This is a genomic window from Deltaproteobacteria bacterium (genome assembly GCA_022340465.1).
Classification (GTDB): domain Bacteria; phylum Desulfobacterota; class Desulfobacteria; order Desulfobacterales; family B30-G6; genus JAJDNW01.
Genome location: JAJDNW010000097.1, coordinates 1 through 23,827, shown reverse-complemented (window position 1 = coordinate 23,827; position 23,827 = coordinate 1). Strand labels below are relative to the sequence as shown.

The window sequence follows — 23,827 nt, the reverse complement described above, 5'->3', positions numbered from 1 at the left end:
ATGCAGCAGCGAGTATCCCTGCCGCAAGCCGAATACCGGGACTGATAATACGTTTTTACCTGAATGAGACACATAGGAGGGCAAAATGAAACAAAAACTGATCATCACGGCCGCCCTGGCAGGGGGCGCCACCACCAAGCACAACAATCCCAACACACCCTACACACCCGAGGAGTTTGCCGAGGAGTCCTACCGGTGTTTGCAGGAGGGGGTCAGCATCGTTCACATTCACGCCAAGGATCCTTCCACGGGAATGGCCACCATGGATGTGCAGGCCCATCGTGACATCGTCGCCGCGGTCAAGGAGCGCTGTCCGGAAATGATTATCAACATCAGCACCGGCGCCATGCTGACCAAGCCGGAGGAACGCGTTGCTCCCGCTCTGGCGGTCGAACCGGAGATGGCCAGCTACAACACCAACTCCATGAATTTTGCCGTGGCCGACCACAAATCAGGTGAAGTCATGATCGAGTTCATTTATGACAACACCTTTGCCATGATGGAAGACTTCGGCCGCCGGATGCGGGAGCACGACATCAAGCCGGAGTGCGAGATCTTCGATCCGGGCGGGCTGTACAACTGCATCCTGCTGAACCGCAAAGAGGGGGTCTTCGAGCAGCCCATGCACTTCCAGTTTGTCTACGGGGTGGCCGGCGGTATGCAGTTCGATCCGACGCTTCACATGAGTCTGGTGGGACAGCTGCCGGCAAACGCCACCTACAGCGTGTGCGGCGTGGGACCCCACCAGCAGAAGGCGGCCATGCTCAGCGCCATCACCGGTGGTCACATTCGCATCGGTCTGGAAGACAACGTGAAAATGCCGGGCGGCGAGCTGGCCAAAGGCAGCTGGGAGCAGGCCGTCTGGGTCAGAGACCTGGCCAGGGTGGCCGAGCGACCCGTTGCCACACCGGACGAGGCCAGGGCGATGCTCGGTCTATTGTCGAAGGTCGCCTGAAGCCCTCAGGCTTTTGCAACGTCGAGGAGAAGTTGGAGGGTTAACTTCGTCAAGAGAGATGTGAACGTTATGATACTGATCCGGCGATTAAATAGCTCAATTCCGTCATTCCTGCGAAGGCAGGAATCCAGTAATAGGTAATGGATACCGGATCAAGTCCAGCATGACAGGGTAGGCTATTTAATTGCCAGGCTAATACGTTGTAGCTTTGTGGTTATCGGGTCGAATCGGAAGTGTGGGAACCATAAGTGAACATAATTACCAAAAGGAGGAAATGGTCATGAAAAAAATTTCTGGCGTTACGATTGCGATTCTTGTTGCCTGTCTGATGGTTGGTATGGTCGTTTTCGTTCCGGGAAATGCCCTGGCCAAAAAGCAAAATATTAAATTCGTTCTCGTCGGGGCCACTGAAGGTGCTCAGGAAGGCAGTGTGGAAGCCATGTCGGTGAACATGTACTTCGGTGCCTTGGACTACCGGATACGCACCTACCAAGCGTTGAAGGGCAAGTATGCGCTTAAATATGTCAACACCCTGTTCAGCGATCCCAACGAGTGCCTCACCGGTGTGGCTTCCGGTGCCGCCGAACTGACCTTCAGCGGCCCCCACTACATGGAGCAGCTCGAACCAGCCTGGAAGGCGGTGGAATCGCCGGGGGTTTTTAACAGTTGGGGGCACTTCATGCGCACCATGAACACGCCTGTCTGGAAAAAAGTGGCCGCTAACATGGCCAAGGAAAAAGGGGTCACTATTTTAAAGTGGATGGCCAGTGCCGGTGACTGGTATCTTTATACGAACAAGGGGCCGGTCAACTCAATGGCCGATTTGAAGGGGCAGAAGATCCGTTTCGCCGGCGGCGAGGGTTTTTCAAAGGCGTTGAAGGCCATGGGAACCACCCCCATTTCCCTACCCTACACGGAAGTGGTGACGGCCCTGCAGACCAACATGATAGACGGCCTCTTGACCGATATGTTTGCCGCATTTTATTTTTATGATCTGCCGCGTTACACCAAGTACTGCGTCAAGCACACCTGGGCCATTCAGCCTTTGTGTATCGTGGCCAGCTCCCAGTGGTGGGATGGCCTGCCGGAAAAAGAGCGCACGGCCATCAAGGATGTTTTCGACCGTATTGAGACAGCCCCTTATTTCGAAAACGCCCAGGGCGCCATTGCCCAGGGGTGGGCGGCCAACCCGGATCTGGAACTGATCGAGTTGAGTGCCGCCGAAAATGAAACATGGGAAAAGACCATGAAGGCGGCAGGATCCAGCGCTTTGGAAGGCCTGGATCCCGCACTTATCAAAGCCATCGAGGCGTCGAAGTAGCATGGATGCAAACCGGGCCGCCGCCTGCCGCCGAGGGGCGGCGGCAGCCCGGTTTGATAATTTCCGGAGGTAATGCCCCATGACAAACAAAGGAGAAAACGGCCTGTATGCGCGGATCAGAAGGTTCGCCGAGGTGTCCTGCGGCATTATTTTATTTGTCGCGGTAACCATCAGCATGGCCGAAATTATCGCCCGTGTGGTGTTCAAGGTGTCTTTCGACCTTTTTTTCGATTTTTCGGTTTGGTTGACAGTGTGGGCCCTGCTGCTCATCACCGGTTTTCTGCTGCCGGGCGGCGGGCACGTGTCCATCGATTTCATCAGGGACAGGTTCAGCGGATGGGGCCGCTGGGCCCTGGAGGTCGGGCTGGCACTGATTACCCTGGCATACGGGGCTTTCATCACCTGGGGGAGCATCCTTTTCCTGCAGCAGCTGCATGTACGGGGCTCTATTTTTCCCCGCTACATTCCGGTTCCAAAATGGATCGTGGAGTTGTGCGTCCCCCTTGGCATGGGCATCTTCACGCTGATCGCCCTGGCCGAACTGGTAAGGGCTGCCCGTAAAAAATGGTAACCCAAGACAGGAGTCACCGCTAGATGGAACTATTCGAATATATCGGCCTCGGGGCCATGATACTCCTTTTTATGCTGGGGTCGCCGCTGGCAATCGCTTTCAGTGTGGGGTCGATTATCATTTTACTGTATTCCATGGGATTCCCCACCCCCAACGTGGCCCAGCTCTTTTTTTCGACGATAAACTCCTACACCCTGCTGGCCATGCCCTTTTTCATTCTGGCCGGCAATTTGATTCTGAAGAGCGGCGGCATGGTCCCGCTGCGCAATTTCATGAGTGCCATGGTGGGGCACTGGCCGGGCGGCATGGCCGTGGCCACGATTGTTTTTGCCGCTTTTTTAGGCTCCATATCCGGGTCGGCTGCGGCCTGCCTGGCGATCATCGGCACGGTAGTCGTCCCCATCCTGGTCGATGCGGGGTATGACCGCCCCTTTTCTTCGGGCATGACCGTGTGCGCGGCGGAACTGGGCATGCTGATACCGCCCAGCCTGTTTTTCATCCTGTTCGGGGCCTTCAACCAGGTTTCCATCGCCGACCTGTTCATGGCGGGCATCGGTCCGGGCTTTCTGAGTGCTTTTTTGATGTGCATTGTAGCGGTGGTCATATCCAAACGCCGCAAGTATGCCCTGCGGGGAAAGGCATCCTGGGATGAACGCTGGAAAGCCCTGATCCAGGTTTTCCCCGTGTTGCTGATGCCCCTCGTGGTGTTGGGAGGCATCTACAGCGGGATTTTCAGCCCGACCCAGGCGGCCTCGGTTTCGGTTTACTATGCCCTGATCCTGGGAATATTCATATACAAGGCACTCGATTGGCGGGGGTTTATCGATTCACTGGTGGACACGGCCAAGCTGTCCAGCATGATCTACCTCATGTATATCGGCGGTGATCTTTTCGGCAAAACCCTGGGCTACATCGGGCTCCCCCAGATCATCGGAGAGTGGGTGGTCAACATGGAACTCAGCCCCATGGCATTTCTGCTGGCCGTGGAGGTGCTGCTGCTGGTCATGGGTTTCTTTTTCTCGAGTATTCCCATGGTGATCATCGTTCTGCCGTTGTTCATGCCCAGCGTGAGAGACCTGGGCATTGACCCGGTTTTCTACGGTCTTTTGTCTATTTTCTGTTCTCTCATCGGTGAAATCACACCGCCCATGGGACCGCAGCTTTGGATCGCCGCTCCCATCTGCAACGAAAAAATGGGGGCCATTGCCCGGGAGGCCTGGCCCTTTTTGGGGGCCCAGGTGGTGGCCCTGTTTCTGACCACGCTGATTCCCGGGATCGCCATGTGGCTGGTGTATTTGATGAGGTGATTTTCGTCACCTGCCCCGATAAAGGTTTGTGTCGGCTTGGGTAATGGTGATAACCATATGTGGGCTTGCCGGTATTGATTCCAAATGGAAAGAGTGTTTTTTAAATGAAGGGGAGGGAGATGATTAAAGGTATCGGCCATCTGGGCCTTTTTGTGAAAGACATCGAATCGACGGTAACGGCACTGGCAAAGATTGTGGACATCGAACCGCCCGAAGTGAAGGAATTCCCGGATGCGGGGCTCAGGTGTGCGGTGGTGGATCTGAACGGCATCGGCCTGGAGATGATCCAGGACGCCGGGCCTGACGGGCCGCTTGCGCAGATGCTGCAGGAAAAGGGGGACATGATTCACCACTTCTGCCTGCTGTCCGACAGCATAGAAGCGGACGTGGAGAAGCTCAAGGAGCGCGGCGTGCCCATGGCGGACCAGGAGCCGAGAGTGGGGCTGCGGGGCAGGAAGATTGCCCTGTCCACGCCCGAAGCGCTCAACGGAATTACCATTGAGTTGTCAGAACCCTAAAAAATTTTCTTTCAGCATTAAATGGAGTAGATGATAAGGGCACAGGGATTCGTATTGTCAAGTAGTCATCATAAGCAGTAGCCATGAAAATTTATTAAATTGGGAGAAAAAATATGACCGCCCAAAAAAGCCATTCAATCAGCGTGTTTCTCAACAACGAGTACCCGGCCATCGAGCGCGGAGAGGGCATCTACCTCTACGACACGCATGGAAACCGCTACATCGATGCCAGCAGCGGCCCGATCACCTGCAGCCTGGGCCATGGCGTCAAGGAGATCGCCGCAACCATGCAAGCGCAGGCGGAGAAGGCCGCCTTTGTCTACCGCATGGATTTCACGACCCCGGTTTTGGAGGAATGCTGTTCCCGTATTTGCGCAAAAAGCGGCAACGTCATGGACAGGGTGTTTATGGTGTCCGGCGGCTCCGAGGCCACGGAAACTGCCATCAAACTGGCGCGCAAATACCACATCGAAAACGGCAACCCCTCCAAGTTCAAGGTTATCTCCAGGTGGTTGAGCTACCACGGCATGACCATGGGCGCCCTGGCAATGTCAGGCTTTCCGTTCCGCAGGGCCGACTATGTCCCCTATCTTGCCGGCACCTATCACATCGCCCCGGGCTATTGCTACCGATGTTGGTTCAAGCAGCAGCCCGAGACGTGCAACCTGGAGTGCGCCCAGGCCCTGGAAAACGAAATCATGATGCAGGGTCCTGACACCGTTTCCGCCTTTATTGCCGAGCCCTTCTCGGGCATGTCGCTCTGTGCGGCGGCGCCGCGTCGGGACTATTTCAAGAAGATTCGGGAGATCTGCGACAAATTCGATGTCCTGCTGATCATGGACGAGGTCATGACCGGCTTCGGCCGCACCGGTAAATTCTTCGCCTACGAACACTTCGAGACGCCGCCGGACCTCATGGCCCTGGGAAAGGCCATTGCGGGCGGGTATTTCCCCCTGGGGGCCGTTGCCGTCACCTCCCGAATTTTCGATGCGATCGCCAAGGGATCGGGGATATTCTCCGCCGGGCACACCTGGGCCGGAAATCCGCTCGGGGCCGCCGTTTCCAACAAAACCATGGATATCCTGGACGAACAAAATTTGGTTGCACGCTGCGCCGAAATGGGTGAATACTTGGGGGAAAAGCTCGAGGGGCTCAAGTCGCATGCGATCGTCGGCGACGTCCGCGGCGAAGGATTGATGCGCGGCGTGGAGTTCGTGAGAAACCAGGAAACCAGAGAGCCCTTGGATCCGGCCCGGATGTTCTGGGTCGATCTGCACATGCAGGCCCAGAGCAAAGGCCTGGTGATCGAGACCTCCGGCGGATGCGAACGCGGACAGGCCGGGGACATGATGATGCTGGGGCCCGCGTATATCGTGACCCGGGACGAGATCGACGAAATCGTCGGGCTGCTGGACGAGATTTTGACTGAAATGGAGAAAAAAATAGGGATGTAAAGGGGAGCCGAATGATTAAGACTAAAATTACCGATATGTTCGGCATCGACTATCCAATCATATGCGGTGCCATGATGTGGATCTGCAAGCCCAACCTGTGCGCGGCCATCTCGAATGCCGGGGGAATGGGCAACCTGACAGCCGCCAACTTTGAAACCGAGGACGACTTTCGAAACGCCATCCATGAAACCCGCAATCTGACCGACAAACCCTTTATGGTCAACGTCACCATTCTACCATCAGTGCGTATCAGCGGTGAACACCACAAGATGTATCTGCGCGTGTGCGCCGAGGAACAGGTTGCCGGCATCGAAGTGTCTGGCGCTCCCATCGACAAGGCCTGCGGCATGGAATACATCGACATGCTCAAGGGGGCCGGGGTGAAGCTGTTTCACAAGGTGGGGTCCGTGCGCCATGCCGTGCATGCTGAAAAGGTGGGCTACGACGGGATCTATGCGGCGGGCATCGAGGAGGGAGGGCACCCCCTGGACGACGACGTCAGCACCATGGTGCTGACCCCCAGGATAAAGGAGTCGGTTTCCATTCCGGTGGTCACCGTGGGCGGCATCGCCAACGGCCGCACCCTGGCGGCGGCCCTGATGCTGGGCGCGGACGGGGTCATGATGGCCAGCCGGTTCATGGCCACCAGGGAGTGCGATGTTCACGACAACATCAAGCAGGAACTGGTCAATCGTCAGGAACAGGACACCGCCTTGATATGCAAGTCGATCCATCTCCAGGGCAGGGCGTTACGCAACGAAACCGTGGCGTGTGTTCTGGAAACGGAAGCCAAAGGCGGTGGCCTGGAAGCGATCATCCCGCTGATTTCAGGGGAGCGCGTCCTCAAGGCCTGGGAAACGGGTGACGTGAATGCGGCCCCCATGATGGTGGGGCAATCCATCGGTCTGATTCATTCCATCCCTACCTGTGCAGAGCTGCTCAAGGAGATGATGGAAGAGGCGGTCGAACGGCTCAATGCCGTGCACGCTGCAGTTAAGGACTAAGCGGTCGGCGCTAAGATCGAACGGCAGGGGTTCAGCTCTGTGTTTTGGGCATCTTGAAGTCATTATCGGGCGAAGCCCTAATGATGCATACGGTGTTCATGACAATTACATGTATGAATTAGTGGGTATCATAGTGATGATATGGCTGCCATCAAAAGAAAAAAACTGGCCGATGCCGTTCTCGATGAAATCAAGCGCATGATCGCGGCGGGAGAGCTGAAGGAGGGCGACAAGCTTCCCAATCAGAACGAATTTTCCGCCCAGCTCGGTGTCAGCCGGCCTTCGTTGCGCGAGGCGCTGCATACCCTGAGCCTGATCGGCGTCATCGAGCAGCGGCCCGGGCTCGGCACGGTTATCAAGTCGGCAAACCCGTCCCTGTGGCTGGATCAGCTTTCCCCGCCGTTCTTGTCGGATGCCGAGGCCAGCCTGGAACTGTTGGAAGCCAGGCGGTTCATCGAAATCGGGGTGGTGGAGCTCGCCGTGCAGCATGCCACCAAAAGAGATATCGATCAGATAGGAAAGCTCGTCGCGCGGATGCAATCCGCGCTGGCCGAGGAACGGATGAAACGCTACTCCGAACTGGACATGGCCTTTCACGAGCACCTGGCTATCGCTTCCCACAACCGCTACATGAAGCACATGTTTCTCACCATCCGCGGTCTGATGGAACAGTTCATCCGGGAAGCCTTCACCGCCATACCGGACCTCCTGAAAAAATCACTGGTATTTCATGTCAATATCTACGAGGGGGTCAAGGACGGGGATCTCGACAAGGCGGCAGCGAACATGAAGGAGCATATTCAGGACATTTATGCCTCCCTCAGCGACTATTACAAATAACGGGTCAATATCCTTCCATTTTGGCGATTACCTGGCACATGACCTCGTTGGCTCCGCCGCCCACCGAAATAACGCGGGAATCACGAAAATAGCGGCTGATGAGCATTTCGTTCATGAAGCCCATGCCGCCGTGCATCTGCATGCAGCCGGCGATCACTTCCTGAACGAGGTGCGCCACTTTCAGCTTGCCCATGGTGATCTCTTTAGCGGCGTCCAGACCGGCTTCTTTCATGCGCACGATGTGATAGGCCAGCCGCTTGAGGCATTCGATCTCCATGAGCCACTCGGCAAGCCTGTGCTGCAGCACCTGCCGTTTTATCAGGGGCTTGCCGAAAACCACCCGGTCCTTGATGTAGCCCACGGTCATGTCGATGATGTCCCGGGCGCCGACATACCCCATGGGGATTCCGGAAAACCGCTCGTGCTGAAACTGCTGCATCTGGTAGATGAAGCCTTCCCCCTCCTTGCCGATGAGGTGTTCTTTGGGGATCCTGAGATTGTCGAAGAACAGTTCGGCCGTGTCGCTGGAGCGCATGCCCAGCTTGTCCAATTTCCGGCTGACATGGAAGCCGGGCAAATCGGTGGGTACCACGAAAAGGCTGAAGGAGTGGTATCCCGGGTCATCGCTGGTGCGTGCCAAAAGGGTCAGAAAATCCGCCTGGGTGCCGTTGGTGATGAAGGTCTTGGAGCCGTTGATGACGTACTCGCCGCCGTCCCGCCGGGCGGTGGTGATCAGCGCCCCGACGTCGGAACCGGCACCGGGTTCCGTGACGGCGATGGAAGCCACCATATCGCCGGCGATGGCCGGTTTCAGGTAGGTTTCCTTCAGATATTCGCTGCCGAAGTCGTGGATTGCCGGAGTGGCCATGTGGGTCTGGACGGAGATGGCGACGGGCAGGCCGAATCCCTGGATGTGTCCGAGCTCCTCCAGAAAAACCAGGTCGTACCAGTGGTCCAGGCCCTGACCGCCGTAGGCGGGGTCATAGCGGATGCCCAGGAAGCCTAAGTCTCCCATCTTCTTGAAAAGGTCGTGGAGCGGCGCCTGCCCCTTTTCTTCCCATTCGTCCAGGTTGGGCCGAATCTCTCTGCGGACAAAATCCCGGACAGCCTTGCGAACCAGTTCGTGGTCTTCGGTAAAGTAGAGCTGGTCGGGTGATTTGACTTTTTTCGTTTTCATTTTTTCCTTTTTCCGACACGGATTTTACGGATTGCGTCGATTTTATACAGGGTTGGCTGTTTATTCATTCCGGGCAATTCGCGTAATCCGTGTCGAATTTTCGCTGTCTTCCGCCCTCCGATTGCTGACCTCTGCACAGCCGACGTTGTTGACAAACGTGAGCGAAGCGGGCATGAAAGCTGTTCCCGTCCGCATTGGGCCGCTAGCCTGCTTGCTTCGGAAAGGTGCCCGGTTTCGGCCCCTCGTCCGGCGGTCCGGCAAACACCTGGGCCACGGACATCCATTTTTCCGCTATCGGTCCCTTTATGCTGAGGCCGGTGTCCAGATAGTGTCGTCGCTGGGTAACCACCAGGCAGAAATCCTGGGCGTCGCCCTGGATGCGGTCTTCGGCCCCTTCAGGCCCATAGGTCCAGATGTTGCCCCCGGGGGCGGTCAACTTCACGAGGACTTCCTGGGTTGGTTTCTCGAGGCCGCGGCATTGAAAACTCCACCCGAAGGTGGCCACACCCAGGTGGGCGACGTGCTTCAAACGATCGGTCGGTTCCCTCGTGATCCCCAGCGCGTCCACGACGTCCTGCCCGTGGGCCCATGTCTCCATGATACGGGCGGTGGCCGAGGAACGCGCGCTCATGGGAAGCTGCCAGGGGAGGCGTTCCTTGGGGTCGAGGGCCTGGTAGGCTTCGATCATGGCTTTGCGTTCGGTGCGCCACCATTGGAGCAGTTCCGCATTGCTTTTGCTGCGCCCCGGCTCCAGGGTGACCTCGAAAAAATTTTTCATGTCGGCCGCCAGCCGGGTCATCTCCTTTTCAAAGGCCTCCCTGTCGGTGGCGGAAAGCCGGGCGAACATGTCGAAGTAGGCGATGTGGGCGATTTCATCCTTGATGGTCCACCCGTTGAAGGGTGTTTCCCTGTTCCAGTCGGCATCGCCGATATCGGCCACGATGTCGTCCAGGGCCTGGCCCTCGTCCGCCAGGTCTTTGCAGATCGTTTTCATAGGCATCCTTTTGTTATTTAAAATTGAGTTTATCTGGTTTGTTGATAATGACCTCAATTATGATTGTTAAGGTTACATGCTTTGACCATATGCAGGGTGTCGCCGGGGAAAGCCGGATTGAGAACCCTGGCTTCGACGCCGACCATGCCGTGAAAGGGCCCCAAATTTTCTTTTTCCCTAACCCGCCTGCAGCAGTGACTGCGGTATGTCCACGACTTTGGTGCGCAGGTACTCGCCCAGGGTTTTGGCCTGGGGGTCCATGCGCAGGGAGGCCGAGACGCCGTCTCCCAGCACGCCCTTGACGTAGAAGTTGAGGGCTAAAAGGTTCGGAAGTTCGTACCTTTCGATGTCGTAAGACGCCATGTCCGGCATCAGTTCCTTCAGCTTTTGCACACTGAGGAATTGCCGGAGAAAAGCAAAGGCTTCGGGCGTCTTTGCCCAGATGCCCAGGTTGGCATTGCCGCCCTTGTCCCCGGAGCGGGCGGCAAACAGCCTTCCCAGGGGAACGGCGGTCGTGGGGCCGGAGGGCGCCGCCGGAATATTGACGGCCGCGGGTTCGGGTACGGGCGCGTCCCCCTCAAAAAGGGTCGGCTCCACGACGACGCTTTCCGCGTCCATGACCACGGTTTGGGGAACTTCCCGCATGGCCACCAGGGTCGGCCAGTGCTGGATGATGGGCCTGCCCTTGTCCGGCGGGGCCGTGAGGGCCAGGCCGGGCACGGTGCACAGGGCCAGCTCCACGAATTTGGTGGAGAACATGGCCACCTTTTTGGGGTCCGGGTCCTGGATGCCGAGACGCAGATAGGCATAGGCCTCCTCATTGGTGGGCGGATTGCTTTTGTCGGCCCGGATCAACTCCACCGCGACGGTCTGCAGGGCGTCTTTGCCGCCTAAAGCTTCGAAAAGGGTGTCTTCGATGATTTTGGCCTTCTTTTCGATGTCCAGGCCGGCCAAAAGCAGGGTCATGGTGTTTCCGTGCCCGGCCAGGTTGTTGATGCAGACCTTGGTGGTGTCCGGCGGCGGTTCGCCGCACACCCCCCTGACGGCGACACGGTCGGGCCCTTCCTGGGCGATTTCGATGGTGTCGAAGCGCGTGGCCACGTCCGGCGTAAGGTATCTGGGATCCCTGACTTCGTACATGAGCTGAGCCGTCACGGTTCCCACCGAAACGATGCCGCCGGTTCCGGGGTGTTTGGTGATGACGAAGGAGCCGTCGGCGTGCATTTCGGCTAAAGGAAAGCCGACGTTGCTGTAAGAGGGAATTTCATCGACAAAGGAGTAGTTGCCGCCGCAGGCCTGGCCGCTGCACTCGATGATGTGTCCGGCCACGGCCGCCCCTGCCAGCCTGTTCCAGTCCGTGCGCCTCCACCCGAAATGCCAGGCCGCAGGCCCCATGACCAGCGCGGCGTCGGCGAGCCTTCCACCGACGACGATGTCGGCGCCCTTTTCCAGCGCCTGGGCGACGCCCCAGCCGCCGAGATAGGCGTTGGCGGTGATGGGCATCCCCTTGGCATCCTTCAGGGCGACGTCCGTGTCCAGGTGGGTTAATGCTTCGCCTTTTTCCTGGAGGTCCTTAAGGCGCGGCATCAGGTCGTCCCCTTCGATGTATGCGATGGTCGGATGAAGTCCCAGGGCCCGGGCCACCTTTTGCAACTCTTCGGCCAGGCCCTTGGGATTCAGGCCACCGGCGTTGGAAACGACGCGGATGTTTTTGTCCAGGCAGGACCCCATGACCTTTTCCATCTGTTTTAGGAAGGTGTGGGCATAACCCTTGGCCGGGTCCTTCATCTTCTGCTTCAGGAGAATGGCCATGGTCAGCTCCGCCAGGTAATCTCCCGTCAAAACATCGATGGGACCGCCTTCTATCATCTCCCAGGCGGCACTGAAGCGGTCCCCGAAAAATCCGCTGAAGTTGGCAATAATGAGTTTTTCGTCCTTTTCCGTCATGGTGACTCCTATTTTCCGGTAAACACCGGTTTTCTTTTTTCGATGAAGGCCGTCATTCCCTCTTTGGCATCCTCGGTGGCGATGACCTTTTTAAGCCCCAGGGAAAGCCGATCCAGTGCCTCTTCCAACGGCAGGTCGGCCGTCTGATAGAAGGCCTGCTTGCCCAGCTTGAGGCCGATGGGGCTTTTCCCCGCCAGGGTTTCCAGCACTGCGGCAACGCTTTCGTCCAGCCGATCGGCCGGCACCACCCGGGTGAGCATGCCCATGTCCAGGGCCTGCTGTGCCGTCAACCGTTCGCCCAGCAGCACCATTTCCATGGCTCTTTTCCGGGGGACGTTGCGGAAGATCAGGGCGCCGATCATCATGGGAAACAACCCGACGTTCACTTCCGGCGTCCCGAAACGCGCGTCGTCTCTGGCAATGACGATGTCGCAGGCCAGCATGAAGCCCGTTCCGCCAGCCAGACAGTAGCCGTTCACCCGGGCGACGGTCGGCTTGGGGAAGCCGGCCAGACGCTTGAGCAGGTTGGCGTAGGCGGTGATGGGGTCCGTATCGTCCTCCATCCCGCCGCCCAGGTCACCGCCGGAGCAGAAGGCCTTGTCGCCGCTGCCGGTGACGCAGACCACCCGTATGTCGTCATCCGCTTCAGCCTGATCGAGGTATCTCATGAAAAGTGCAATGGCCTGAGGGCTGATGGCATTGCGCTGCTTTTCCCGGTTGATGGTAAACCAGGCGACTTGGCCCTCAACGTGGTAAATCAAATGGTCTTCAGACATGGTGTGTCTCCTTTACTCATCGTCGTCATCGTCTTCCTCTTCCTCCGGCAGGAAGCGCTCGATGTAGCTGGTGTCGAAATTGCCGTCCTTAAAGTCCTGGTCGTCCATCACCCGGGAGTAAAGCGGGATGGTGGTTTTCAGCGGTTCGATGGTGTATTCGGCAAGGCAGCGCTTCATCACTTGGATAGCTTCCTTCCGGGTCAGGGCGAAGGAGAGGAGTTTGGCCACCAGGGAGTCGTAGTAGATGGGCAGCTCGTATCCCTGGTAAAGATGGGTATCCAGACGCACGCCGAAGCCGCCGGGCGGGTGGTACGATTCCACCGTGCCGGGGCAGGGCATGAAGTTTTTCTCCGGGTCTTCGGCGTTGATCCGGCACTCGATGGCCCAGCCGCGCCGGTTGATGTCCTCGAAGGTGTAGCCCAGTTTTTCACCAGCCGAAAGGCGGATTTGCTCCTTGACAAGGTCGATGCCGGTGGTCAGCTCGGTGACCGGGTGCTCCACCTGGATGCGGGCGTTGATCTCTATGAAGTAGAAGTCTCCGTGGCCGTCCAGTAGAAACTCGACGGTTCCGGCATTGAAATAGTCGATGGCCTTGGCTGCATCGATGGCGGCCTGCCCCATGCAGGCGCGCAGCCTGTCATCGAGGCGAGGGGAGGGCGACTCCTCGATGAGCTTCTGGTAGCGCCTTTGAATGCTGCACTCGCGTTCCCCAAGGTGGGCCACGTTTCCGAACCGGTCGGCCAGCACCTGGAACTCGATGTGCCTGGGCTGCACGATGTATTTTTCGATGTACACCTGGTTGTTGCCGAAAGCGGCCACGGCTTCCATTCTTGCCACGGAGAATTCTTCGGCCAGCTCTTCACCGTCATGGCAGACACGGATGCCCCTGCCGCCGCCGCCCCCCGCCGACTTGATCATGACGGGGTACCCGATGGCTGCGGCAATTTTTTTGGCTTCGTCGACACTGTCGACCCCTCCGGGGCTGCTCGGGATGACCGGCACACCGGCGGCCTCCATCTTTTTCTTGCCGGCAATCTTGTCCCCGGCCAGTGCCAGGTTTTCCGGCCGCGGGCCGATGAAAGCGATGCCGGCGTCCCGGCAGGCCCGGGCGAACGCCTCCCTTTCGGCCAGGTAGCCGTAGCCGGGATGGATGGCCTCGGCCCTGGTCCGGCGGGCGGCATCCATGATGCTGTCGATGTTCAGATAGCTCTTGCTGCTGATGGCCGGACCGATGCACACACGCTCGTCCGCCTGCCTGACATGCATGCAGGTTTCATCGGCTTCGGAGTAGACCGCCACGCTCCCGATGCCCATTTCCCGGCAGGCCCGGATGACCCTGAGGGCGATCTCCCCCCGGTTGGCTACTAAGATTTTATCGAACATATCGGGTGTTCTCCTATCCCGGATGATTTGAGAAGACAAAGATCATTGAACACTCCCCGCAGCAAGCTTAAGGGGAATCGTCACCGTAAGGAATTCTATCAATTATGATGCGCTCGCTTATCCTGCAGCAAGCTGCAGGGAATGCGCACGCTATCTCGGTTCATCATGAAAACAAGAAAGCACGAAAGCACGAAAAATAGTAGAAACGAACGCTATGCTTTCTCCACGCGAAAGATGACGGCCCCGTCTTTCAGGGGCTGTTCATTTTCGGCTATGATTTCGACGACCTTGCCGCTTACCGGCGATTTCACCTTCTGAAAGACCTTCATGGTTTCCAAAAGGCCCAGCACCTGCTTTTTCTTTACTTCCGTTCCCACTTCGACATAGGGCGGCTCTTCCGGTGAGGGCTGGCGGTAAAACACACCTGACATGGCGGCCGTGACATCGACTACTTTACCCATAGGGTTGCTCCTTTCCTTAACAAAATTTTACTTTTCGAATTCTAAAGGTATCAGCTCGGGGACGACCCGTGCCGCTTCTTTCTCGGCGGCAACGTTTCCTCCTTGCTGGCGGTAACCGTCAGCGCCTCGATAATGCGTTTGCGCGTGTCCTTGGGCAGAATGATTTCATCCACCACCTGGCCGGTCCACGAATGGGCAGCGGCAAAGGCATCCACCTTCTCCCGGGAATGCTTCCAGTAGACCTCGTGCGCGTCTTTTTCGACGGCATCTTCCAAAACCGTTCCGTAGTCCAGGGTGGAGGCCTCCACGCCGAACCGGGCGATGGGCCAGGCATAGGTCAGGTCGGCACCCATGCCCTTGAGTCCGCTCATGACAAGGCTTCCCGCATCGGCATAGCACTCCCGGAGAACCACGCCAATTTTGGGAATGGTTGCCGTGGCGTATACATCGAGCACCTTGCCGATGTGGCGGAGCAGACCGCGTGCTTCCTCGGCCTCACCCGGAACCACCGGCGGGGTGTCCACCAGGTTGACCAGTGGCAGGTTGTAGGCATCCAGAAGCTGCAGGAAGCGGTAGTATTTGTCGCAGGTGTTGACCTCGAGCGTGCTGCCTGGATATTTGGGGTTATTGGCCACGAGGCCCACGCTGCGCCCGTCGAAACGGCAGAAGCAGCAGATCAGGTTCCTGGCGTATTCATCCTTGATCTCGAAGTAGTCTCCGTCGTCCACCAGCAGCTCGATGACATCGTGCATGTCATAGGTTTGATCGAACGCGTCCGGGACGATGTCGACCAGTTCGCCCACCTCGCGCTCCGGGGAATCGGTGCGTTTCCACAGGGGGGGCTTTTCCCGGTAATTGGAAGGCAGGTAGCGCAGCAATTCGCGGCAAAGGCTCAGGGATTGCTCGTCATCGTCGCCCACGCGGTCGCAGGTCCCGGTCAGCTGCATGTGGTAATCGGCCCCGCCCACGTTTTCGTCGTACACTTCCGAGGTGGCCGCCTGTGTCTGTCGCGGCCCCCCCAGCCACAGGTTGCCCGAAATGCGGCTGATAATCAGCAGATCGCAGAGGGTCGGCAGGTAGGCCCCGCCGGCGATGCAGGGTCCCATCAAAACGGTGATCTGCGGCACCACGCCGGAATAGCGGGACTGGGTTCGGAAATACCAGTCGAGACCGGCAAAGTCGACATCCTTGAATCCCAAACGTCCGCCGGAGGAGTCCAGGAGGTGCACCATGGGAAGCCCCCACTGGATCGCCAGTTCGTATCCCCGGGCGAACTTCACCAGGCCCTGTGAGGCCACGGAGCCGCCCAAGACGGTAAAGTCGGTGGCGTGGACCATCACCGGCCTTCCGTGGACCAGGGCCGTACCGAGGATGACCCCGTCGCAGGGCGCATCAGGGACCATGCCGTCGATGCGTTTTCCCGTGGCGTTGATGCAGGACCCCAATTCCCGGAAAGTGCCCGGGTCGATGAGTTGGTCGATACGTTCGCGGGCGGCCAGCTTGCCGCGCTGGTGCTGCCGGTCCATGTGTTGTTGGCCGCCGCCCAGTTTGTTCTTTTCCTGTATGTCCAGATATTTCTGGATGGCTGCATCCATTCTTTCACCCATTTTATTTCTCCTTCGGCCGCGTATCAGGCCGGTTTGATGGTCCTGCGCTTTGCCGGTGTTTCTTCCCATTTGTCGGCCGTCGCCCTGAGCGCCCGGATGATGCGCGTGCGCGTGTCCCTGGGGTCGATGACTTCCTGAACGGTGTAGTAGTGGGTGTACCCCTTGCCCAGAGTCATGACGCTGAACTGCTCCTTGAGGATGCTCAAAAAGAAGTTGTACACCTCTTCATAATTGCCTTCCTCCTTGGCCTTGGCCAGCTGTTTGTGAAAAACGGCCAGCACGATGGATTCGGGGCCGGTGGGGGCAAACTCCGCCGTGGGCCAGGCGTAGATATAGTCCGGTCCCATCTTGGCGCAGCCCATGGTGATGTTGGACCCCCCGTAGGAGCGCCGCAGCACGATGGTGATTTTAGGCATGGTGACATTGGAGTAGCCGTGCAGATTTTTAGCGCCATGGCGGATGACGCCTTTGCGCTCCCAGGCGTCGCCGGGGGGGTAGGCGGTGGTGTCGGACAAATTGATCATGGGAATGTTGAAGGTGTCGAGGAACGTCATAAAGCGGTCATATTTGTCCGAGGAATCGGGTTCCATGATGCCGGACAGTTCGTCCGGGTTGCTGGCCACGATACCCACGGGCATGCCGTCGAAGCGGGCAAAACCCAGGCAGAGGTTGAGAGCGAAGTCCTCTTTGATTTCGAAAAACTCACCGTTGTCGACGATCAGTTCGATGATTTCATGGATGTCGTAAGTGAATTTGGGATTGTCGGGCATCACATCCAGCAGGGCCTCCTCCCGGCGTTCGGGATCGTCGGTGGCTTCGATCCCGGGGGGCTTTTTCCAGCAGTTCTGGGGCATGTAGCCCAGCAGTTTCCTGGTTTGGGCCAGGGCCTCCTCATCGCTTTCCGCGAGGATGTCGACCTGCCCGCTTTTGGTCATGTGAAAATCGGCGTCGCCGGCATCTTCGGAGGCGATCTCACCACCCAGCCACATAAATCCGGTATGCTCGTTCATGATCAGAAAATCGCAGAGCACGGGAACCTGGGCCAAAGGGCCCGTGCAGGGCCCCAGCACCAGGGCGATCTGGGGGATAACACCGGAGTAAAGGCAGTAGTTGCGAATCAGCCGGGAGAGGCCGAAAAGCCCGATGTAGCCCTTGCTGAAGCTGATGCGCGACCCCACCGCGTCGAAGATGCCGATGATGGGTACCTGTTGTCTGCCGGCCATTTCCACCAGTTCGGCTATTTTCCAGGCGCCCTGGTCACCCAGAGCGCCGGACATGACGGTGAAGTCGGTAGCGTAGACCATGACCTGACGGCCGCTTATTTCAGCAGCCCCCATGACCACGCCGTCCGACGGGCTGGGCTTTTGGTGTTCTCCGGCCACGGTCCGGGGGTCGCGCACCAGGGAACCCAGTTCCATGAAGGTGCCCTCGTCCACCAGGGCGTCTATCCGTTCACGGGCCGTGAGTTTGCCAAGCTCGTGCTGGAGTGCGATACGGTCCGGCCCGCCGCCGGCGATGTTTTCATCACGGTTTCCGGCCAGTTTTTCCATAAAGCCGTCCATCCATTGTCCCATGGTCAATCTCCTGTCATTAATGGCATTTGTCGTTGTTCGAGCGGTATCGTACAGGTAGCAGCAGGAAATGTGCCAATAAATAATTATGCTATAAATACAAATAGATAAAAAATTCCCAGAGCATTTGTCGGGAATTTTCATCTGGTTTTTACCGAAAATGGTAAAAAAAGATACCATATTTGGTATAAATGTAGTACACATGGCGCATGTGCTGGTATTGAAGGACCAACCGTTTGAAAATTAAATGATAATAGTGATTGGGTATCGATGACTCGTCATTTTTATTACCATATAAGGTAAAAATGGTGTGCAAGATGCTGTGAAAGATGACGGGAAATAGCCAACGAGAGGTTTACGAACCGTAGGTATGAAGATTGATAAGAACGAATTTTACCGCGAAGCTTCCCTGCCCCTGTGCCGCCACCTGAACCTGGACAAGGCGGCGTGGCACTGCATGGAGGTACTCAGGAAATACATGCCCGTTGACGGCATGAACATCCAGCTGCTGGAGCCCGGATTAAAGGCCAGCCGCACGGTTTTCTTCGGTTTTGTGGATGACGTCGATATCGTGGAGCTGGAAAATGCCATTGTGCCCATGCCTCCGGAGATTCGCAGCCTGATAAAAAAATCCCCCCTGCCGGATTACAGGATCATCAACCGGCCGGCGCAGGACCCCGTGGCCGGCTACTTCATGGAGGCCTTCGAAGGGGAGATCTCCAACCTGGCTATGTTTTTAAAAAAGGACGGCAAGCGCTTCGGTATCGTCATTCTGGGAGCATCGGGTCGGGACAGGTACACGGAAGCGGATTTGGAACTCTTTTCCCTGCTGCGCGCCCCCTTCACCATGGCGGTAAACAACTACCTGCAAAGCCGCGAAATTACCCGTATGGAGGAAATGCTCGACGAGAGCTTCGGCCGCAAAAACAGGCGGGTCACCGTCGAGGACATCGTGGGCGCCAACTTCGGCCTGCGCAACATCATCGACCTGCTCAAACTGGTGGCACCCCTGGACAGCCCGGTGATGATCACCGGCGAGACCGGTGTGGGCAAGGAGTTGATTGCTGCGGCGATCCACAATGCGTCGCCCCGTAGCGACCAGCCCCTGATTCGCGTAAACTGCGGCGCCATCCCCGAATCGGTGGTGGACAGCGAACTGTTCGGCCACGAGATAGGGGCCTTTACCGGCGCCGTGGCCCGGCACCTGGGACGTTTTGAACGCGCCAATCACGGGACCATCTTTCTGGATGAGATCGGCGAGCTGAAGCCCGATATCCAGGTGAAGCTTTTAAGGGTGCTGCAGAACGGTGAGATAGAACGCGTCGGCGGATCGGAGCAGATACGGGTGGATGTACGCATCGTGGCGGCCACGCACAGGGATTTGGGGCGCCTGGTGGCCGAGAGGAAATTCCGCGAGGACCTTCTTTTTCGCGTCAATGTATTTCCCATTATGATCCCGCCGCTCAGGGCCAGAAAAAGGGACATCCCGGCTCTGGTGGATCATTTCATTCAGAAAAAATCCCAGGAGCTGTCCATATATCCGGTTCCCGAACTGGGCAGCAAGGCCATCGACAAGCTGATGAGCTATGACTGGCCCGGCAACGTCCGCGAACTGGAAAATATCGTGGAAAGAGAGTTGATTCTCAGCCGTGAGGGACCGCTCTCCTTTGCGAACGTCGAAAGCCGGCTGCCGCATAAAAAGCCGATGCGGAACGATTCGCCCGAAGAGGAGGCGCTGCTGCCGCTGAACGATGTGGTTGCCGACCATATCGGCCGTGTTGTCAGGGAGACCGGGGGCCGCATCAACGGGCCGCGGGGTGCGGCAAAAATTCTCGCCGTGCACCCCAACACCCTGCGCAACCGGATGATCAAGCTGGGCATCCCCTTCGGCAGAAAGCCGTATTGACGATTGCCGCCGCTGGCCGAATGGCGGGCCAGATCGATCAACTCTTCGAGCGTGTCCATGGGAACGGCTTCATCCTGATAAAACCGGCGATAGCTTCTATTTCTGTAAACCAGATCTTTGATCATAACAGCCCCCTTTTAGCCTCTGCCCCCTAAAGCTTACCCCTGGCCTCTCGAATAGATAAATTTCAGCTCCGTTGATTGTCAAGGCTTTGTTTCAGGGGTTCCCCGGGTTCGATTCGATGCATCGATTGGAATGCCTCGGGCCGCTATTGTCTGAACCAGGTCCCTATGCGCATCGGCCAATGGCGCATACGCCGCATGCGCCGCTGGGCAGCCACCAGAGAAAAGAGCTGTCTGCGGTTGCCGCGCCGATTTCCGTAGACCTCCCGGTTGAACGCATCGACGATCATGACAATCTCACCAGCCAAATCCGGGAAATGATCCGTCAGCCGGCTGCCATATTCAATTGGTGTTTCGCTGGGTCGGCAGAGCAGACCGCTGTGCCGCCCCCACCGCTGCAGCTGAACGTACACCATCGCCGCGTTGTCCACCCTTCCCGCCAGCGAGGCGGCGCCTTCCTTCAAGCGCCTGAAAAAAGCCTGCAAAGCCGCCATTAAATGCCAAATCCAGGCCATCGAGAGCGGATCGTCCGTATCATCGCCGGTTTTTTTCAATAGCCAGAGGACCAGCAGCCGCATGAGATAGACGGCTAAACAGGCAACGAGTATGGCTGTCACGACGGCCAAGCCCACGCTCAAGATCTTAAACAGGGCCGCTTCCCACCCTTCCGCGGGTACGTCACCCGTTTTTTCCGGCAGGGAAATGTCGCCACCCTGGGTGCCGGCCTCCGTTCGCATATGCCCGGGCCGGAACAGAAAGAGGATAACGTTTATCAGCACCGGCTGCATGGGCGCGGCTGCACGTTTTAAAACGGACAGCAGCGAATCGGCCTTGAGATATATCCAGGGGGCCGCCAGCAGGGTTGTCCCGGCAAAGAAAAGGCCGGTCATGGTCAAGACACTCAGGACGACGCCGACGCCGTGATATCCCACAACAAACGTTTTTTGAACATGACTGCGGCTCCTGACCAGGGCGATGGACACCAGGCCGAAAACAAGGAAAGCCAGGAACATATAGCCAATGGCCCGGACCTGGAGGTCCACGTCGGTCCGCCGGTCGATCAACGCATGGATAATCAACAGAAGAATGAAAAAACCCAGCCCTTTGTCGAATTGCGCACAAATCGCTCGATGCCGGCGGGGAATTTTCACCACAAGTCTTCCGCCTCGCCACAGCAGCCACAGGTAAAAGGCGTTCAGCGACATCAGAAGCCAGCGGCAGGCCGTTTCCGATTCCATGAACATAGGAGCGATCCGGTCGACACTCACCGACGGCAGATAGTGATACTGGATCCAATACCATACCGGCGCGAAGGAAAAAATGAAGCCGGCCGTCTGCCATAAGATAACTTGATAGACCCGTCGGCGTCCGCCTTCGGCCAGCCTGGCCGTCAGCGCCCCCAGAAACAGTAAGTAGACGGCTAGGGCAAACGGAAACGCGCTGCGTGTGGTCAGAAGCGACAGATACACGACCCAGGCATAGCGCCAGGAAAGCTCCATGCCGGCCCGGGCCAGCGTTATTGCGCCTTTATTCCGTGGATTCATATGGGCTCCGACGGTTTCAACGAATTCAACCCCCTCGAGTATCTGCAGCGTCGGGCAAAATAAGGGTTCGAATCAGGTGCGTGTGGGGCGGCTTCACATGCCGTAGGCCGTGGCCCGACGCGTTGAGGTGCCAGGCAAACAGCGCAAAGCGCATGCTGCCCGAGCCGCAGCGCGCGCGCATGGCATCGGTTGCCCCGTCGTTCTGAAAACAGAAGCAGGCCCAGGTGGCAAAGCGCTGCGGCCCTGGGATCAGGGACACCATGGGAAGCAGGGGGCCGCGACTTTTCATTTGGACACGACCCAGGATTTCCAGGATGGCGGAGAGCCGGTGCGCACCGCGTCCTGCCGGAACCGATGCCACGTCGGCCCCCTCGAGGGTCCCATTGGTTATCAATCCGACGGCCAAACCCGTTTGGTCCAATTGCAGGCACAGGGAGGCCATCACCTCAAGCGTGGTTTCAAATTCGTCCGCCGCTTCATTTTTTTCGAACGAGGACACGTCCAGGGCCAGAATTATTTTTCCCTGTTCTGACGGCTCGAATATTTTTTCCTGCAGCTTGAGGTGCCTGGCACTGGCTTTCCAATGAATATATCTGGCGGGGCCGGCGGGCCGGTATTCCCGGATTCCGTTGATGTAGACCGGGTCCTTGACCGGGCTTTGGCCGCCCGGCGTACCGAACAGATCTCGTTTGGGCAAAGCAATGGGCTTGAGGGCAATGAGGCGCGGGTAGACGACAATTTCCAGGCGTTCGCTCTGCTGTTTTTCGGAGTGGAAAAAACCGAACAGATCACCGGTGCGGATGTTGGAAGGCCCCATCCGACAGCACCCCCGCTTGACGGCCGTCAGGGGGTGCCCGAACGTCGTTTGCTGGTACCACAGCAGCCCGGCCTCCCGAGGGGTATTGCGGCCGTCATCCCGGTTTTCCAGCAGGCGGGTTTGCGGCCAGACAACCTGGATCCAAACCGGCAGCAATTTTGCATTGACGATGCGGGTGGTCAAAAGAAGCGATTCGCCGGGAAACAGGCGCCGCTTGTCGGTTTCGAGATGGCAAAAAACCCGGGAGATGCTCAGAACGCTCCAGGCCTTCGAAATTCCCATGACAAGCAAGATGAGGACACTCAAGAGGGCCAGTTCACGCTGGCGGAAGACGAGCGCAACAAAAAGCTGGACCGTCAGAAAAAAACAGATCAGCATGGAAGAAAAAATGGTTGGTTCTCTTTGCAGATCAGATTCGGTCGACATGGGGCGCCTCAGATGGTGGGAACCGGTATCTTTTCCACAATCTCATTCAGGATCTCCTCGGGCCGGGTCCCCCGCAGCTTGTCCTGCTCCAAGAGGATGAGCCGGTGGGCCAGAACCGGAACGGCCAGAGATTTGATGTCGTCGGGAAGCGCATACTGCCGGCCCCGCAGGGCGGCCAGGGCCTGCCCGGCCCGCATCAGGCCGAGCGACCCGCGGGGGCTGGCACCGTAACGGACGGCGGCGTGTTCCCGGGTGGAGCGGACGATGGCGGCGATATAGCGGCGAAGGGGTTCGGCGATGGTGACGGTGCGCCTTTCTTCTTGCATCCGGCTCACATCCTCCGGTGATGCCACCGCGGCCATTGCCTGGAGGGGATCCGACTGCTGAAAGCGCTCCAGTATGGTGACCTCCTCCTGTTCCTCCGGATAGCCCAGCTGGGTTTTGAGCAGGAACCGGTCCAGTTGTGCCTCCGGCAGGGGGAAGGTTCCCTCGAGCTCGATGGGATTTTGGGTGGCCATCACAAAAAACGGGCGTGGAAGCACGTGGGTCGTCCCATCCACCGTCACCTGGCGCTCCTGCATGCACTCCAGAAGGCTGGACTGCGTTCGCGGTATGGTGCGGTTGATTTCATCGGCCAACAGCACGTGCGTGATGACCGGTCCGGGACGGAAAGAGAACCGTGCCGACCGCTGGTCATAGACATTGAAACCGGTAATGTCGGTGGGCATGAGATCGGGCGTGAACTGAATCCGGTTGAAGGAGCCGCCGATGCTGCCGGCCAGGCATTTGGCCAGCAGTGTTTTGGCCACACCGGGTACGTCTTCCAGCAGCACGTGGCCCTCCGCCAAAAGGGCGACCAGAAGGAGTTCAATGGGCCGCTGTTTGCCCACGATCACTTTGCCGATATTTTGAATGATTTTCTGACAGAGGTTGACATCCATGGAAAACCCTTTCATCGGGGGCTTGTCCGCCGGGGTTGTTGTTTTTCAATGATTGAGCGTTAACCTCAACGATGAGGTTAGGTCATGCGCCTTATGCGCGCCATTGTGCTCATATTCGATTTGGCGGGCCGGGTCAAGATGCGCCGGCACTTGCGGCTCCCGAGTGCGGAGATTTTTTGGCAGGT

Annotated in this window: 20 protein-coding genes and 1 pseudogene; 9 read left to right on the top strand and 12 right to left on the bottom strand. The window is 57.9% G+C overall.

Annotated elements, in window-relative coordinates; translation table 11 throughout:
* The first annotated feature begins 85 nt into the window (after window positions 1–85).
* From LJE94_14485 to LJE94_14450, 8 genes are all read left to right on the top strand, one after another.
* Complete coding sequence (locus LJE94_14485) at window positions 86–955, top strand: 3-keto-5-aminohexanoate cleavage protein (protein ID MCG6911314.1); 870 nt, start codon at window positions 86–88, stop codon at window positions 953–955.
* A 280-nt stretch (window positions 956–1,235) separates the two neighbouring features.
* Window positions 1,236–2,276, top strand: coding sequence for a TRAP transporter substrate-binding protein DctP (gene dctP / locus LJE94_14480; GenBank protein MCG6911313.1), 1,041 nt, complete (start codon window positions 1,236–1,238; stop codon window positions 2,274–2,276).
* A gap of 79 nt (window positions 2,277–2,355) precedes the next feature.
* Complete coding sequence (locus LJE94_14475) at window positions 2,356–2,847, top strand: TRAP transporter small permease (GenBank protein MCG6911312.1); 492 nt, start codon at window positions 2,356–2,358, stop codon at window positions 2,845–2,847.
* Between the two features lie 23 nt (window positions 2,848–2,870).
* Window positions 2,871–4,154 carry a TRAP transporter large permease gene (locus tag LJE94_14470; GenBank protein ID MCG6911311.1) on the top strand — a complete coding sequence of 428 codons (1,284 nt, stop codon included), beginning with the start codon at window positions 2,871–2,873 and terminating at the stop codon, window positions 4,152–4,154.
* 119 nt (window positions 4,155–4,273) lie between these two features.
* Entirely contained in the window at window positions 4,274–4,672 is a 399-nt protein-coding gene (locus LJE94_14465) for a VOC family protein (GenBank protein MCG6911310.1), read from the top strand.
* A 113-nt stretch (window positions 4,673–4,785) separates the two neighbouring features.
* Complete coding sequence (locus LJE94_14460) at window positions 4,786–6,126, top strand: aminotransferase class III-fold pyridoxal phosphate-dependent enzyme (GenBank protein MCG6911309.1); 1,341 nt, start codon at window positions 4,786–4,788, stop codon at window positions 6,124–6,126.
* An 11-nt stretch (window positions 6,127–6,137) separates the two neighbouring features.
* Window positions 6,138–7,130: a nitronate monooxygenase gene (locus tag LJE94_14455; protein MCG6911308.1), complete on the top strand. Its 993-nt coding sequence runs from the start codon at window positions 6,138–6,140 to the stop codon at window positions 7,128–7,130.
* 141 nt (window positions 7,131–7,271) lie between these two features.
* Window positions 7,272–7,970, top strand: coding sequence for a FadR family transcriptional regulator (locus tag LJE94_14450; protein ID MCG6911307.1), 699 nt, complete (start codon window positions 7,272–7,274; stop codon window positions 7,968–7,970).
* Between the two features lie 4 nt (window positions 7,971–7,974).
* Here the strand turns inward: LJE94_14450 and LJE94_14445 are convergent, their stop codons facing one another.
* The 8 genes from LJE94_14445 to LJE94_14410 form a co-directional block, all read right to left on the bottom strand.
* Complete coding sequence (locus LJE94_14445; GenBank protein MCG6911306.1) at window positions 7,975–9,147, bottom strand: acyl-CoA dehydrogenase family protein; 1,173 nt, start codon at window positions 9,145–9,147, stop codon at window positions 7,975–7,977.
* A 202-nt stretch (window positions 9,148–9,349) separates the two neighbouring features.
* Complete coding sequence (locus LJE94_14440; GenBank protein ID MCG6911305.1) at window positions 9,350–10,141, bottom strand: TIGR03084 family protein; 792 nt, start codon at window positions 10,139–10,141, stop codon at window positions 9,350–9,352.
* Window positions 10,142–10,318: 177 nt separating this feature from the next.
* The gene (locus LJE94_14435; protein ID MCG6911304.1) at window positions 10,319–12,088 is read right to left on the bottom strand and encodes a DUF1446 domain-containing protein; all 1,770 of its coding nucleotides are present in this window, start codon (window positions 12,086–12,088) and stop codon (window positions 10,319–10,321) included.
* An 8-nt stretch (window positions 12,089–12,096) separates the two neighbouring features.
* Window positions 12,097–12,864, bottom strand: coding sequence for an enoyl-CoA hydratase/isomerase family protein (locus LJE94_14430; GenBank protein ID MCG6911303.1), 768 nt, complete (start codon window positions 12,862–12,864; stop codon window positions 12,097–12,099).
* A gap of 12 nt (window positions 12,865–12,876) precedes the next feature.
* Complete coding sequence (accC, locus tag LJE94_14425; GenBank protein ID MCG6911302.1) at window positions 12,877–14,247, bottom strand: acetyl-CoA carboxylase biotin carboxylase subunit; 1,371 nt, start codon at window positions 14,245–14,247, stop codon at window positions 12,877–12,879.
* 212 nt (window positions 14,248–14,459) lie between these two features.
* Window positions 14,460–14,708: an acetyl-CoA carboxylase biotin carboxyl carrier protein subunit gene (locus LJE94_14420; protein ID MCG6911301.1), complete on the bottom strand. Its 249-nt coding sequence runs from the start codon at window positions 14,706–14,708 to the stop codon at window positions 14,460–14,462.
* A gap of 50 nt (window positions 14,709–14,758) precedes the next feature.
* Entirely contained in the window at window positions 14,759–16,315 is a 1,557-nt protein-coding gene (locus tag LJE94_14415; protein MCG6911300.1) for a propionyl-CoA carboxylase, read from the bottom strand.
* Window positions 16,316–16,338: 23 nt separating this feature from the next.
* On the bottom strand, window positions 16,339–17,889 hold the full coding sequence (locus tag LJE94_14410) for a propionyl-CoA carboxylase (GenBank protein ID MCG6911299.1): 1,551 nt from the start codon (window positions 17,887–17,889) through the stop codon (window positions 16,339–16,341).
* 367 nt (window positions 17,890–18,256) lie between these two features.
* On the opposite strand from LJE94_14410, the gene LJE94_14405 reads away from it, so the two are divergent.
* Window positions 18,257–19,792: a sigma 54-interacting transcriptional regulator gene (locus LJE94_14405; GenBank protein ID MCG6911298.1), complete on the top strand. Its 1,536-nt coding sequence runs from the start codon at window positions 18,257–18,259 to the stop codon at window positions 19,790–19,792.
* Here the strand turns inward: LJE94_14405 and LJE94_14400 are convergent.
* From LJE94_14400 to LJE94_14385, 4 genes and pseudogenes are all read right to left on the bottom strand, one after another.
* Window positions 19,789–19,917: pseudogene (locus LJE94_14400) on the bottom strand (nitroreductase family protein). The gene LJE94_14405 and the pseudogene LJE94_14400 sit on opposite strands and share 4 nt — an antisense overlap.
* A gap of 143 nt (window positions 19,918–20,060) precedes the next feature.
* On the bottom strand, window positions 20,061–21,458 hold the full coding sequence (locus LJE94_14395; protein MCG6911297.1) for a DUF4129 domain-containing protein: 1,398 nt from the start codon (window positions 21,456–21,458) through the stop codon (window positions 20,061–20,063).
* A 25-nt stretch (window positions 21,459–21,483) separates the two neighbouring features.
* Entirely contained in the window at window positions 21,484–22,701 is a 1,218-nt protein-coding gene (locus LJE94_14390) for a DUF58 domain-containing protein (protein ID MCG6911296.1), read from the bottom strand.
* Window positions 22,702–22,709: 8 nt separating this feature from the next.
* Complete coding sequence (locus LJE94_14385; protein MCG6911295.1) at window positions 22,710–23,642, bottom strand: MoxR family ATPase; 933 nt, start codon at window positions 23,640–23,642, stop codon at window positions 22,710–22,712.
* Between the last annotated feature and the right edge of the window lie 185 nt (window positions 23,643–23,827).

Bases quoted from the DNA above. Each gene is read 5' to 3' on its own strand.
- LJE94_14485 (MCG6911314.1), top strand. From the start codon at position 86: ATGAAACAAAAACTGATCATCACGGCCGCCCTGGCAGGGGGCGCCACC.
- dctP (MCG6911313.1), top strand. From the start codon at position 1,236: ATGAAAAAAATTTCTGGCGTTACGATTGCGATTCTTGTTGCCTGTCTG.
- LJE94_14475 (MCG6911312.1), top strand. From the start codon at position 2,356: ATGACAAACAAAGGAGAAAACGGCCTGTATGCGCGGATCAGAAGGTTC.
- LJE94_14470 (MCG6911311.1), top strand. From the start codon at position 2,871: ATGGAACTATTCGAATATATCGGCCTCGGGGCCATGATACTCCTTTTT.
- LJE94_14465 (MCG6911310.1), top strand. From the start codon at position 4,274: ATGATTAAAGGTATCGGCCATCTGGGCCTTTTTGTGAAAGACATCGAA.
- LJE94_14460 (MCG6911309.1), top strand. From the start codon at position 4,786: ATGACCGCCCAAAAAAGCCATTCAATCAGCGTGTTTCTCAACAACGAG.
- LJE94_14455 (MCG6911308.1), top strand. From the start codon at position 6,138: ATGATTAAGACTAAAATTACCGATATGTTCGGCATCGACTATCCAATC.
- LJE94_14450 (MCG6911307.1), top strand. From the start codon at position 7,272: ATGGCTGCCATCAAAAGAAAAAAACTGGCCGATGCCGTTCTCGATGAA.
- LJE94_14445 (MCG6911306.1), bottom strand. From the start codon at position 9,147: ATGAAAACGAAAAAAGTCAAATCACCCGACCAGCTCTACTTTACCGAA.
- LJE94_14440 (MCG6911305.1), bottom strand. From the start codon at position 10,141: ATGAAAACGATCTGCAAAGACCTGGCGGACGAGGGCCAGGCCCTGGAC.
- LJE94_14435 (MCG6911304.1), bottom strand. From the start codon at position 12,088: ATGACGGAAAAGGACGAAAAACTCATTATTGCCAACTTCAGCGGATTT.
- LJE94_14430 (MCG6911303.1), bottom strand. From the start codon at position 12,864: ATGTCTGAAGACCATTTGATTTACCACGTTGAGGGCCAAGTCGCCTGG.
- accC (MCG6911302.1), bottom strand. From the start codon at position 14,247: ATGTTCGATAAAATCTTAGTAGCCAACCGGGGGGAGATCGCCCTCAGG.
- LJE94_14420 (MCG6911301.1), bottom strand. From the start codon at position 14,708: ATGGGTAAAGTAGTCGATGTCACGGCCGCCATGTCAGGTGTGTTTTAC.
- LJE94_14415 (MCG6911300.1), bottom strand. From the start codon at position 16,315: ATGGGTGAAAGAATGGATGCAGCCATCCAGAAATATCTGGACATACAG.
- LJE94_14410 (MCG6911299.1), bottom strand. From the start codon at position 17,889: ATGGGACAATGGATGGACGGCTTTATGGAAAAACTGGCCGGAAACCGT.
- LJE94_14405 (MCG6911298.1), top strand. From the start codon at position 18,257: ATGAAGATTGATAAGAACGAATTTTACCGCGAAGCTTCCCTGCCCCTG.
- LJE94_14395 (MCG6911297.1), bottom strand. From the start codon at position 21,458: ATGAATCCACGGAATAAAGGCGCAATAACGCTGGCCCGGGCCGGCATG.
- LJE94_14390 (MCG6911296.1), bottom strand. From the start codon at position 22,701: ATGTCGACCGAATCTGATCTGCAAAGAGAACCAACCATTTTTTCTTCC.
- LJE94_14385 (MCG6911295.1), bottom strand. From the start codon at position 23,642: ATGGATGTCAACCTCTGTCAGAAAATCATTCAAAATATCGGCAAAGTG.